Annotated in this window: 13 protein-coding genes; 7 read left to right on the top strand and 6 right to left on the bottom strand. The window is 34.9% G+C overall.

Annotation, left to right across the window (positions count from 1 at the left end; genetic code table 11):
* Positions 1 to 146 precede the first annotated feature (146 nt).
* From ABID42_RS03285 to ABID42_RS03275, 3 genes are read right to left on the bottom strand one after another with little or no spacing between them, the layout of a single operon-like run.
* Entirely contained in the window at positions 147 to 974 is an 828-nt protein-coding gene (locus ABID42_RS03285) for a mechanosensitive ion channel family protein (RefSeq protein ID WP_367282408.1), read from the bottom strand.
* 36 nt (positions 975 to 1,010) lie between these two features.
* A complete protein-coding gene (locus ABID42_RS03280; protein WP_323257695.1) occupies positions 1,011 to 1,205 on the bottom strand; it encodes a hypothetical protein in 195 nt (64 codons plus the stop codon).
* Positions 1,195 to 1,797, bottom strand: coding sequence for an RNA polymerase sigma factor (locus tag ABID42_RS03275; protein WP_367282407.1), 603 nt, complete (start codon positions 1,795 to 1,797; stop codon positions 1,195 to 1,197). Before ABID42_RS03275 ends, ABID42_RS03280 begins: the two co-directional genes overlap by 11 nt.
* Positions 1,798 to 2,058: 261 nt before the next feature.
* On the opposite strand from ABID42_RS03275, the gene ABID42_RS03270 reads away from it, so the two are divergent.
* The 3 genes from ABID42_RS03270 to sigZ all read left to right on the top strand — a co-directional run bounded on the left by ABID42_RS03270 (position 2,059) and on the right by sigZ (position 5,613).
* A complete protein-coding gene (locus ABID42_RS03270) occupies positions 2,059 to 2,547 on the top strand; it encodes a DUF6438 domain-containing protein (protein ID WP_323257691.1) in 489 nt (162 codons plus the stop codon).
* Positions 2,548 to 2,698: 151 nt separating this feature from the next.
* Complete coding sequence (gene ppk1, locus ABID42_RS03265) at positions 2,699 to 4,909, top strand: polyphosphate kinase 1 (RefSeq protein WP_367282406.1); 2,211 nt, start codon at positions 2,699 to 2,701, stop codon at positions 4,907 to 4,909.
* A gap of 119 nt (positions 4,910 to 5,028) precedes the next feature.
* Positions 5,029 to 5,613 (top strand): RNA polymerase sigma factor SigZ, encoded by a 585-nt coding sequence (gene sigZ, locus ABID42_RS03260; protein WP_323257687.1) that lies wholly within the window; start codon positions 5,029 to 5,031, stop codon positions 5,611 to 5,613.
* A 13-nt stretch (positions 5,614 to 5,626) separates the two neighbouring features.
* On the opposite strand, the gene ABID42_RS03255 is transcribed toward sigZ, so the two are convergent.
* The gene (locus ABID42_RS03255) at positions 5,627 to 5,920 is read right to left on the bottom strand and encodes a hypothetical protein (protein WP_323257685.1); all 294 of its coding nucleotides are present in this window, start codon (positions 5,918 to 5,920) and stop codon (positions 5,627 to 5,629) included.
* Positions 5,921 to 6,060: 140 nt separating this feature from the next.
* On the opposite strand from ABID42_RS03255, the gene ABID42_RS03250 reads away from it, so the two are divergent.
* Positions 6,061 to 6,954, top strand: a complete 894-nt coding sequence (locus ABID42_RS03250) for an arsenite methyltransferase (RefSeq protein ID WP_367282405.1) — start codon at positions 6,061 to 6,063, stop codon at positions 6,952 to 6,954.
* Between the two features lie 52 nt (positions 6,955 to 7,006).
* Here the strand turns inward: ABID42_RS03250 and ABID42_RS03245 are convergent, their stop codons facing one another.
* Together ABID42_RS03245 and ABID42_RS03240 are read right to left on the bottom strand one after the other, a co-directional pair.
* On the bottom strand, positions 7,007 to 8,326 hold the full coding sequence (locus ABID42_RS03245) for a Gfo/Idh/MocA family protein (RefSeq protein ID WP_367282404.1): 1,320 nt from the start codon (positions 8,324 to 8,326) through the stop codon (positions 7,007 to 7,009).
* Between the two features lie 159 nt (positions 8,327 to 8,485).
* Positions 8,486 to 9,424: a formylglycine-generating enzyme family protein gene (locus tag ABID42_RS03240; RefSeq protein WP_367282403.1), complete on the bottom strand. Its 939-nt coding sequence runs from the start codon at positions 9,422 to 9,424 to the stop codon at positions 8,486 to 8,488.
* Between the two features lie 442 nt (positions 9,425 to 9,866).
* On the opposite strand from ABID42_RS03240, the gene guaB reads away from it, so the two are divergent.
* The 3 genes from guaB (at position 9,867) to mscL (ending at position 12,724) form a co-directional block, all read left to right on the top strand.
* Entirely contained in the window at positions 9,867 to 11,336 is a 1,470-nt protein-coding gene (guaB, locus tag ABID42_RS03235; protein WP_323257678.1) for an IMP dehydrogenase, read from the top strand.
* Positions 11,337 to 11,397: 61 nt separating this feature from the next.
* The gene (locus tag ABID42_RS03230) at positions 11,398 to 12,369 is read left to right on the top strand and encodes a DUF3078 domain-containing protein (protein WP_367282402.1); all 972 of its coding nucleotides are present in this window, start codon (positions 11,398 to 11,400) and stop codon (positions 12,367 to 12,369) included.
* Positions 12,370 to 12,418: 49 nt separating this feature from the next.
* Positions 12,419 to 12,724, top strand: coding sequence for a large conductance mechanosensitive channel protein MscL (gene mscL, locus ABID42_RS03225; protein ID WP_367282401.1), 306 nt, complete (start codon positions 12,419 to 12,421; stop codon positions 12,722 to 12,724).
* Positions 12,725 to 12,865: the final 141 nt, after the last annotated feature.

Raw genomic sequence — 12,865 nt, 5'->3', positions numbered from 1 at the left:
AAAACACAAAAAAACTTGATTACCTGTGTGATTGTATGTTTAATTATAGGGTTTATGTGAAGATACGAGCGTATTTGAGGCATAAAAAAATCTCCAAATATTCAAGAATGAAGCATTGGAGATTTTTCAGTATGGAAAGAATTCTATCAAATATTGTTCACTGTAATGATTTCTACTTTCTGATTTTGTAAAATACTTAAAGGAAAAACGGTATTGCTTTCGCCTGTTTTTAAGGTGATAGAAGTGGTATCAATCGTAATGATTTCGCCTTTTACACCATCCAACACTACAATTTGCCCTTCTTTGAATTTGTTTTTACTATAGAAATTTGAAAGAATATTAGCTAAAACATCTTTCGATGCCATGCCATAACCTACCGCAAACGCTAAAATAATTCCACCAATAATCAGATTAAAGCTAGATTCTAGCAAACTCGTTTCAATACCCGCCTGCTTCAAAGCCGCAATCAGGGCGATAATCAAAAAGAAAAAGAAAACAATGTTTCCCAATAATTTCCCTGAATCTATTTTCAAAGATTTGCAAATATTAATGACCGAATTCTTGAGTGCATCGGCAATCATTACTCCAGCTAAAAGCATCAATGCCGAAGCAATTAATTTAGGAATTAAATTGACCAACGACGTTACCATGTCTGTCAGTACTTTCATGCCTAGCGTTTCGGTTGCTGCTGTTACAAATACCAGCATAATAAAGTAATAAAGCGTTTTTGAGACCAGCTTACTTAGCTTAATTGAACCAAAACGCTGAATAATTTCGATGGTATTCAGCTTGTCGCCAAGTTTATCAAATCCAGTTTTTTCAAGACCTTTCTGTAAAATATTCGTTACTATTTTGGCGATAATAATACCGATAATTAACAAAACGATTGCTCCAAGTACTTTAGGAGTAAATAAAAATAGCTGCTCTAAGAGCTTTTGAAAAGTTTGAAAAAGTATCTCTTGAATATTAGGCATAATGGTAATTGTTTTCTGAAATGAATAAAAAGAAAATCAAACGTTGGGATTTTTTTCTTTGATGTGTATATCTTCTATTGATTTGCTAAAAGTGTTGATGAAATTGCCTACAAATAATTCTACCAAAACAGCAGTATTTCTGATGGTTTCGATTTCTGCTATCAGAGCAGACTTTACGTGAGCAGGTATTTTTTTTTCGGTGTCGATATTTTTAAATGAATTATTGTTCATGATTAAAAAAAACATGGATGGCTTTTGTGATAATCACTCCCCAAAAAAATAAACTTTCTAAGTATGCCTTTTTGAGTTTGTCTTTCGCTCTGAGCAAACGCATTTTAACAGCACTTTCAGAAATATCTAAATTGCCAGAAATTTCTTTGATACTCATTTCATCTTGATACTTCATCATCAAAATGGTTTTGTCTTCAGGAACAATTTGCTGTAAAGCTTTGCGAAGTCTATTGGCTTCCATTTCGGCTAATTCAGTTTCATCATCATCTTCAACTACATCAAAATGTTCTTCAATAGGATTTTCAGCAAACCTTTTCGTGATTCTTGTTTGATCAATACAGTAATTATAAGTAATAGCATACAGCCAAGTAGAAAACTTGGCGGTTTCCTTGAATGAAGCAATATTCAGCACAAGTTTCATGAAAATATCATGAGTATAATCTTCAGCTTTAGCTTCTTCTTTGACGAACGATAAGCATTTGCGATAAATTTTATCAGCATAACGGTCGTAAAGTTGTTCAAAATAGAGATTACTTTGATTGTCGATATACAGGGAAACTAATTGCTCGTCACTTAAATTTTTAAGATTCATTGATAGGTAATGCTAAATTCTCAACATGAATTCTTAACCGTTTTTGATTTTCCGTCAATTCGGTTAAACAACTATACTTTCAGAGGGAATTTTGGTGGGCAGTGACGCTGTGTGTTTTGGAATACGAAAATAACAAAAAATATTTTAATCCTATTATATATTAAATAGCGAAAAGCCTTAAATTAGCTAAATCGCAAGGTTTTATATAATATTTTTAATAGAAGGAGCGTTCAAATTTATACATCATAATTTTTTGAAACGATGAAAAACTTCAGTTTTTTTTGCCTAACTATCTTGCTTTTAGGAGCTTGTAAGAATACCCGAAAACTTGCAAATGCCAATTCGGAGCAAACTGCAAAAAATGCGGAAAACCTTGCCAAAACTATTTTTACTTTAGAGAAAACAGCTTGTTACGGTACTTGTCCCGTATATAAGTTGAATGTCTTTGAAAACGATAGTTTAGTTTTTGAAGGCGAGAGGTTTGTTGGAACAATAGGTTTACATACTAAAAAACTGAAGAAAGGAACAGTGGCGCAACTCAAGAAAACATTCAGAGAAGCTAATTTTTTCAACTTCAAAAGTAGTTATGAAGCCCATATTAGCGATTTACCTACTACGATTATCGCTTTCAATGATGAGTCGAAAAAATTAAAGATTACAGACTATCACGGTAGTCCTGAAACACTAAAAAACCTAGAACAATTACTCGCTAATTTGGTAGCTGACGAAGTGCAAATCAAAAAAGAGTGAGTTTGAAAATTTAATAATTTCATAATAGAGGATATATTCTGATTAGATTTAACTTTGTTGAGACATGAGTGGAATGATTCCCAAATACAAAAAACGCAGTAGAGTAAAGGATTCTCTTGTGGGGAATCTTTTTTCCTTTCTAAATAATTTTATGAATACAAAGCAAACGCCAGATGAGAAACGTCGTCTTGAAAAAGTCATTAACAAATCGTATGACGTCATTGAAAAGTCTGACTATATCAGCCGTGATTTAAGTTGGTTAAAATTTGATGAAAGAGTACTTGACCAAGCAAGAGACGTTCGCAGAAATATTTTCGATAGATTAAAATTTTTAGCCATTACAGCATCAAATCTTGATGAGTTTTTTACCATCCGTGTAGGTTCTTTGTATAACTACATCGACTATGGTAAAGAACGTACAGATTACTCAGGTTTGAGAGAATTGCCTTTCAAAAAGACTTTGATGGCTGCTACACAATCTTTTGTGACCGAAACACAAAGATTGTATAAAGAAGATTTATTCCCAGAATTTTTAGGAAATGGCTTTAGAGTAATCGGCTTGAACGACCTCAATCATGAGGAAATGGAACAAGTACTTGATTATTTCAATCGTACCATTTACCCAATGCTTACGCCTATGGTTTTCGACCATACGCATACTTTCCCGAGTTTATTGGGCAAAACCTTGATTTTTGGGGTTGTCACCAAAAGCGAAGGCGAACGTACTGAAAGTAACATCAACGAAAGTAGAAAAATTAGTTTTGTACAAATTCCACAAAACTTAAAACGCTTTTATGTGGTAGAACGTGAAGACGAAATCATGTTTTTACCAATCGAAGAAATCATTCGTCATGAAATCTGGAAACTCTATAAAAATGTAGAAATTGAATCTGTAGCTTTATTCAGAATTACCAGAAATGGCGATTTTGATTTGGTAGAGCATGAAGATTCTGAAACAGATTTTATTGACGAAATCAAGAAGAAAATCAAAGACCGTCGTTTGGGAAGAGTAACCCGAATAGAAATGGAAGGTGGTTGTTCGGAATGGATGTTACAGATGATGTTGAAGCGTTGGAAGCTTGAAAAAAACGATATTTTTTTCAGCGATACGTTGATTGATTTTACAGCATTCTGGCAAATTATCAAACATGCAGAATTAAAATCAAAACAAGTTGCCCAAAGAGCATCAGTGCCAGCCTTGGGTCAGCTAACACAAAAACCAGAAAATATTTTTGAAACGATGAAACAAGGAGATATACTCCTACATCATCCTTACAACAATTTTGAACCAGTACTCCAATTGCTTGAACAAGCAGCCGAAGACCCACAAGTATTGGCGATTAAAATTACACTTTATAGAATTTCAAAACATTCACGCATTGCAGAGGCCCTTTTACATGCAGCAGAAAACGGTAAACACGTTTCGGTATTGTTTGAAGTGAAAGCACGTTTCGATGAAGAAAATAATATTCGTGAAGCACTTCGTTTACAGAAAGCTGGCTGTTTTGTGATTTATGGAATTCCAGGATTGAAAACTCATACAAAACTCCTTCAAGTAATTAGAAATGAAGGAGATATGGTGAAAAGTTACGCTCATTTATCTTCTGGAAATTATAATGAAGATACTGCTAAACTTTATACCGACATAGGTTTGCTTACGACAGATGAAGTATTGACAAGAGATATTTCTGAGTTTTTCAACGTAATTACTGGACATTCCCAACCGCATTCATATCAAAGATTGATTACGGCTCCACGTGATATGCGTAAGAGTTTGGTAAAAATGATTCAGCACGAAGCAGATAATGCCAGAGCTGGTTTACCAAGTGGGATTTGTTTTAAAATCAATTCCCTACAAGATAAAATTACGATTGATGAATTATACAAAGCTTCACAAGCAGGTGTAAAAATTCAATTGATTGTTCGAGGAATCTGTTGTTTGCGTCCGCAAAGAAAAGGTTTATCTGAAAATATTACAGTACGTTCTATCGTCGGAGATTTCTTGGAACATACTCGTATTTATTATTTCCATAACAATGGCGAACCTAAAGTTTATGGCGGTTCGGCCGATGTAATGGTAAGAAGTTTTGACCGTAGAATTGAATCCCTTTTTGAAATTTATGGCACACAAGTTAAACAACAAGCCATTCATATTTTAGATTGGAATTTGAAAGACAATGTCAATGCTTATACCATGCAGGAAGATGGTTCTTTTATACAATGTGCTTCGCCAACTGAATGTGGAGATGAAACATTTAATATTCATAAGAAATTCTTTGAAGTAAATGCCACAGAAGTAATGGAAGCCAGATTATTTCAGGAAGAAGAAATGATTGAGGAAGCGTTAGGCACTGAAGTTTAAAAGATTCAATCTTCAGAAGTTGAGTTGCCTAATAAGTAAAAAAGGCGAACGTTTGCTAAATGTTCGCCTTTTTTGCGTCCTTTACAATAAAAAGGCGTCTTTCAGAAAAACTTCGTTTTATGAATGCAATATCCACATCCAAAGCCATAAAATTTAATCAGATTTGGTTAGACTTCAGTAAACCTGTCAAAGAGTTTATTCGGAATCAAACACATAATGCTGAGGTGACCGACGATCTTCTGCAAGAAGTATTTATAAAGATTCATCAACATTTACATGAATTGCGAGAAGAAGAACGCCTAGCTGGATGGGTTTTTCAGATTGCTAGAAATACAGTTTTAAATTACTTTCGTTCAAAGAAAAGAGCACTTGAGCAAGAAGATACTGTTTATCAAAACAATTTAGAACAAACATATTTTAGCGAAAATGAACTGAACACGATGGTAGCCCAATGGCTTGAACATTTTAGACAAGACCTTGACCCAAAGTACGAAGAGGCACTTCGTTTAGTAGATATTGAAGGATTATCGCAAGTACAATTAGCTGAAAAATTAGGTATTTCAGTTTCAGGAGCTAAATCAAGAGTACAACGTGGCAGAGAGCAATTGAAACAAAAGCTCATGGATTGCTGTCCCGTAAAAGTAGATGCTTACGGAAACATAATTGAAATACGAAACAAAAAAGGAGAATGTCTTTGTGCTTAACTTTCCACGAAAATTAATTCAAAGAAGCTTCATAAAATGGTTTTAAAAGTCTGGAAGTTTTAGAAGAAAGAATACGATACTGCTCCATTTTTACATGTGAAGGCGTTTTTTCTAACTTTCTAATCACGAATTTTAAAGGTGTTTCTCTTGAAACAAAAACCAGAGAAATAAGCCAGTCTTGCGTTTGTGATTCTACTAAATAACCGACTAAAGAATCGCCAAGCCATTTTTCCTCTAATAATTGTAAATCGTTGCCAGCTCCCTGAGAGTTTTCCTGAAAATCGTAATCGAAATGAAAAATATCCATAGTGTTATATTTTATTATTTCAAGAATTTTTATAAATATAACGATAGTGTTGAGCTTTTGTTATTTTTTCAAAAGAAATATTTAAAAACCTGCGTCCATTTTTAAGATTCGGGTTCTTTCATATAAAAAACAAGATTATTATGAAAACGCAAGAAGAAAATTTTAAAGACATTGTTAAAGAAAAATATGGGGAAATCGCCCTTCAATCAGCCGAATATAATGCCTCAACTTGTTGTGGTGCCGGACCTTCTGGTACTTATACCATCATGTCTGAAAGCTACGAACATTTAAAAGGTTATAATCCTGATGCAGATTTGAGTTTAGGTTGTGGGTTGCCAACAGCTTTCGCAAATATTCAAGCAGGAGATACTGTTATTGATTTAGGCTCTGGTGCAGGAAATGACTGCTTTATCGCTCGTGCAGAAACAGGAGCTACAGGTAAAGTAATCGGGATTGATTTTACAAAAGCCATGATTGATAAAGCCAGAAGAAATGCTGAAAAATTAGGTTATAATAATGTAGAATTCAGAGAAGGCGATATTGAAAATATGCCAGTTAATGATAATGTAGCCGATGTAATTGTAAGTAATTGTGTGCTGAATTTAGTACCCAACAAAAGAAATGTTATTCAAGATATTTTTAGAGTATTGAAACCAAGCGGACATTTTAGTATTTCGGATATTGTTTTAGAAGGCGAATTGCCAGAAGGGCTAAAAGCTGCCGCAGAAATGTACGCAGGCTGTGTATCGGGAGCGATTCAAAAATATGAATACCTTCAATTGATTAAAGAAGCTGGTTTCGACAATATCACCGTTCAGAAAGAAAAGCCAATATTTTTACCCGACAATATTTTGATGGAGTATCTTTCTATTGATGCTTTAAAAGCCTTTTTAGCATCTGGAACTGGGATTTATAGCGTAACAGTTTATGCTGAAAAACCAGCCATTGATGGCGTGAAGAAAGAGAAAGTAAAAATCAATTTAGCTGATTTAGCCAATGCGTCTTGCTGCACACCTGGAAGTGGTTGTTGTTAAGTATTCATGATAAAAAAGCAGTCCGATTTTATTTCGGACTGCTTTTGTTTTTTTATGAAAAATACTTGGTTTTCCCCGGAGTTGCTACTGGATAATTTCCGTAGGCATCTGGTTTAAGAGGCATATCTGCATCCCAAGCAAAAGTTTTTGGCATAATATCAATGCCCGAATTAATGGCTTTATCCCATTCAATTACTTGTCCTGAGTAAGTTGCCATTCTTCCCAAAATAGAAGTCATCGTTGACTTTGCTCCATTTTCTGCATCAGCAAATTTATATTCACCTTTAGCGATGGCTGCAAATAATTCATCATGTTCGGTTTGGTAAGGCTGATTTTCTTTTGTCTTTTTATCAAAAGAGAACAAAGGCTTTCCTTTGTGGTCGGTGATTTTGGCAGCATCAAACTGGATTTTCCCTTTTGTTCCAACCGCTAATTCATCTACTTTAGCCCAAGTACCTTTAATGTGTCGGCATTGAGAATTCATAATCGTTCCATCGGCATACTCAAATTCTACAATATGGTGGTCAAAAATCTCTCCTGTATCTTTTCCTTTTCTTACTTCACGTCCGCCAGTGCCTCTTGCTTTTACAGGATAACCATTTTTTGCCCAGTTGATTACGTCGATATTATGAATATGTTGTTCTGTAATATGGTCGCCACAAAGCCAGTTAAAATAATACCAGTTGCGCATTTGGTACTCCATTTCAGTTTGTCCAGCCACTCTTGGTTTGGTCCAAACGCCATCATTATTCCACCAAACAGAAGCCGAAACGATGTCGCCAATCATTCCATCTTGATAACGTTTCATTAATTCACGATATGAATTTTGGTAACGTCTTTGCAAACCAACCACAACATTTAGTTTTTTAGCTTTTGCCTTTTCGGCAGCGGCTAATACTCTTTGAATTCCAGCGGGGTCGGTTGCCACAGGTTTTTCCATGAAAATGTGCTTGCCTGCATTTACTGCTGCTTCAAAATGAATTGGTCGAAAACCTGGAGGAGTAGTCAGAATCACTACATCTGCCATTGGAATCGCTTTTTGATAAGCATCAAAACCAGTAAATTTATGGTCGGCTGGTACATCAATTTTAGCCTTTAAATGAGCAAAATCATCGCTAGTGATTTGCTCGAAGCAACCATCTAAACGGTCTTTGAAAGCATCAGCCATCGCTACTAATTTCACATTTTGCTTAGTGCTTAATGCCTGAATAATTGCTCCTGTACCTCTACCTCCGCAACCTATTAAAGCTACTTTGATAGTATCATCAGAATTACTGTTGAAAAAAGAAGCCTCCGATGAAAACGGAGTAGTAAGTATTCCACCCGTAATGATAGAAGTACTTTTGACGAAATCTCTTCTGTTAAAGTTCATAGTTGTTTAGTTAATTGTTTATTTTTGGGTAAGCTGTGAGCTATGAGCTGTAAGCCTTGAGCTACGAGCTGTGAGTTTTTTAAATTTATATTCATAAAAAAAGAAAGAAGCTAAAAACTGATTACTCAAAGCTTATGGCTCATAGCTCACAGCTTATTACTATTTTAACATTTTCTCAAAAAAAGCCTCAACTTCTTCTTTGTTTGGCTGTTTTACTGGACGAATAATTCTGAAACCTACAAAGGGAGAATCAGCATTCCACCATTTACTTTTCGGAATCTGCGGATCTCTTCTATTCCAAACTGCATCCGATTTCAGGCGATTAGCACTTCTTAATTGAATGGCTTCATCTTGATAATTCCCACCTTTTACAGTACTTGGATAACGTTTTAATTTTACATTATAAGGATTGGTTTCACCATCTTTTATAGTCTGATAAAAAGCCTCATCGTATTGGTCTAAAGTCCATTCTGCTACATTGCCAAGCATATCGTACAAACCCCAAGCATTTGGTTTTTTCTCGCCTACATGATGATATTTATCTCCTGAATTACTTTTAAACCAAGCGTAATCTGACATTTTTGAAGCATCATTTCCAAAGAAAAATGTGGTGTTACTTCCTGCACGACAAGCATATTCCCATTCAGCTTCTGTAGGCAATCTGTGAAAAATTCCTGTTTTGTAATATAACCATTTACAATACATCAAGGCGGCGTATTGTTGCATGGAATTAGCAGGAAAACCACCAACTTTGCCCATGCCCAAAGTGAAATCTATGTACGGAGGACTGGGACGAGTAATAGCATCCGGTCTAGGTTCTGGGTCTCTTTCTTCTTCAAAGAATAATTGATATTCATCATAAGTAACTTCATAAGCCCCCATCCAAAAAGGTTCAATTTTTACTTTTACTTGTGGGCTTTCGTCGGCTTCATGTCCTTGTTCAGAAGCGGGACTTCCTAACATAAATTCCCCAGCGGGAATTGGCATCATTTTGTATTTTACTGAAGTATTTGGAATGGTCTGCTCGTAAGGTTTAAAATCTTGAGCAATAGATTTTTGGGTAATAATAATTAAAAAGATAAAGAGTGTTTTTTTCATAAGGTTTTGAAAATATTAAGGTTTCTCAAAATTAAAAAAACAAGCTTTTCTATATGTCCTGATTAATCATACTTTACTGATTTAAATCGGCAAAATATGCCTTGAAAGCACCAGTTTACTGTTGAAGTATTTTATCGTTTTTATTTCAGTAATTAAACACCTTACAATGCGGTATAGATTTTATTTACTTCATGGCTTTTTAATGCTGAGAAAACTGCATGTAGTTGGAGTACCAATCTGCAATAGCAAAGTCTGGAGTAGTGAAGTGTACATTTTTCCTTCAGTTAAAGTTTTCGTTTACAGAGCATAATAAAAATTAATCAAGAATTTCATCGAATTAGAATTTTACAATTATTTAATAAGAATTTTTTCATGAATCTTTTAAAAGTACAAAAAAGGTAGTAACTTTGTCTTGCAAATAACAATATCAACGATATTTGCCATGTTAGATACATCCAAGTTCCTTTTCGAAGCCCTCACATATGATGATGTGCTTCTTCTTCCCGCTTATTCTGAAGTCCTTCCACGAGATACAAGTACGAAATCAAAACTTACTCGTAACATTATTTTAAATACTCCAATTGTTTCTGCTGCGATGGATACTGTTACCGAAGCTGAGTTGGCTATTGCTATGGCTCAAGAAGGTGGTATCGGAATTATCCATAAAAATATGACGATTGCCCAGCAGGCTGCTCAAGTAAGAAAAGTAAAACGTTCGGAATCAGGAATGATTATCGACCCAATTACACTTACTGAAGGACAAACCTTGGGAGATGCTCACCGCATTATGCGTGATTTCAAAATTGGAGGTATTCCAGTTGTGAATGATGCAGGAAAACTTATTGGTATTCTTACTAATAGAGATTTACGTTTTCAGAAAGATTTGACCAAATTGGTGACTGAGATTATGACCAAAAATAATCTTATTACTGCCAAAGAAGGTATTTCGCTTGAAGATGCAGAAAGCATTTTACAAGAATATAAAATTGAAAAATTACCAATTATTGATAAGAATGATACACTAATTGGTTTGATTACTTATAAAGATATTTTGAAAAGAAGAAGTCATCCAAATGCTTCTAAAGATTCATTAGGTCGTTTAAGAGTAGGTGCTGCCGTAGGTGTTACTGCTGATTTATTAGAAAGAGTAGAAGCTTTAGTAAAAGTTGGTGTTGACGTAGTAAGTATTGATACTGCACACGGACATTCAAAAGGAGTAATTGATGCTTTGAAATCAGTAAAAGCAAAATTCCCAAATCTTGATGTAATTGTTGGTAACGTAGCAACTGGCGAAGGTGCAAGAGCCTTAGCCGAAGCAGGTGCTGATGCCGTAAAAGTAGGTGTTGGTCCGGGAAGTATTTGTACTACTCGTATCATTGCTGGTGTGGGTATGCCACAATTAACTGCTGTTTATGAAGCTGCTTTAGCCGTTGCAGACTTAGGCGTTCCAATTATTGCTGATGGTGGAATTCGTTTCTCTGGTGATATTGTAAAAGCAATCGCTGGCGGTGCAAGTACCGTTATGATTGGTTCAATGTTGGCTGGTACAGACGAAGCACCGGGTGAAATGATTATTTTTGAAGGACGTAAATTCAAAACTTACCGTGGTATGGGTTCTGTAGAAGCAATGGAAGATGGTTCAAAAGACCGTTACTTCCAAGATGCAGAAGATGATATTAAGAAATTAGTTCCAGAAGGTATCGTTGGTCGTGTACCGTTCAAAGGTGCTGTAGCTGAAATCATTTACCAAATGGTTGGAGGCTTAAAAGCTGGTATGGGTTACTGCGGTGCAGGAAACATCGAAGCCATGCAAAAAGCGAAGTTTGTAAAAATTACTGCGGCTGGTTCAAGAGAGAGCCATCCACACGATATTACCATTTCAAAAGAGGCACCTAACTACAGTGCCAAATAAGAATAAAATACTTTAGTCCGTTATTTGTGGAAATTATAAATAACGGACTAAAAAATATATTATGAAGAAACAGCATTTTCTCTTCTTTATCGTAAGCTTATTTTATTCGTCGAACATTTTTGCTCAAGAAGTAAAAAGTCAAGAAGTAAAGCCTCAAGAAGTAAAAACACCAGAAGTTAAACCGCAGGAAACCAAACCACAGGAAGTAAAGCCTAAAGAAATAAAAAAAGATACTTCGTATTGGAAAAAGAAAACCCAGTATGGTGCTAATTTCAGCAATGCTGATTTTAGTAACTGGAGCCCTGGAGGGCAAAATGCTACAGGTTTCACCGTTTTTTTTAATACAAAAAGAGAATACGCTAAAGCAAAAACTACTTGGGTAAACGATTTGCAAATGCAATATGGCTTGCTCAATAATGGTAACGGTTTTAGAAAAAGTATCGACCGCTTGTTTTTTGATTCAAAAGTTGGTCATAAAATATCTCCTACATGGGCTTTGGTTGGAGTATTCAACTTTCAATCACAATTTACTTCGGGTTATAAATATGGCGACGTTGCTGCCAATGATATAAAGATTTCTAACTTTTTATCGCCTGCTTATATTACAGAATCTATCGGGTTTGAATGGCGACCAAAACCTTTTTTTAGCATGGTAGCATCGCCAGGTGCTATTCGTCAGACAATTGTAACAGACAATGGTGTAAGAGAAAAAGACCCAATAACTGGTGAATTGAAACCAGCTTATGGTGTACGAGTAGGCTCTAAGTTTCGTAATGATTTTGCCTTAATTCAAATCGTATCAAACTTTGATAAAGATATTGCTAAAAATGTCAACTTGAAATTACGTCATCAAGTTTTTATCAATGCCAACTCTTTAGGACATATTGATAATAGAATTGATGCGAAAGTTGCGGCTAAAATCAACAAGTATTTTAGTGCTACTTTTGATTTCATTTTACTTTATGATGACGATTTAAGCACTAAAATTCAGCAGGCTAGAAATTTAGGTTTAGGTTTCTTACATACTTTCTAAGATTTTCACCATATTAGTATTGTCAATTACTCTAAAAACACTCAGAACAATGCTAAAAGAATTTAAAAGTTTTATTGCCCAGGGCAATGTCCTTGACTTGGCAATTGGTGTAATTATCGGAGGTGCTTTCGGTAAAATCGTTACTTCCTTAGTAGATGATATTCTGATGCCAATTATTGGTATTGCATTAGGAGGCGAAAATTTTGCCACCTTGTCTGTCATGGTAGGTAAGGCGGAAGTGAAATACGGAAATTTCATCCAAGTTACTGTTCAGTTTTTAATTATTGCTCTAGTGATTTTTTTTATCATCAAAGCTGCCAACAAAGCCGGAATTGCTAACAAAACAGCTGAATAAAAAGTATAAAAATTTTGATATTTTTCAACAAAGCCTGAAGTATAATTACTTTGGGCTTTTATTTTTTCCATCAAAAATATTAAAAGAGGACAGAGTTTTGATTACTTTGCAAATTGAATTTTGAGAACATAACAAATTCTG

It is taken from the genome of Arcicella rosea (genome assembly GCF_040543805.1).
GTDB classification, from domain to species: Bacteria; Bacteroidota; Bacteroidia; order Cytophagales; family Spirosomataceae; genus Arcicella; species Arcicella rosea.
The sequence above is the reverse complement of the archived record's forward strand: the minus strand, read 5'-3'. Positions and strand labels throughout refer to the sequence as shown.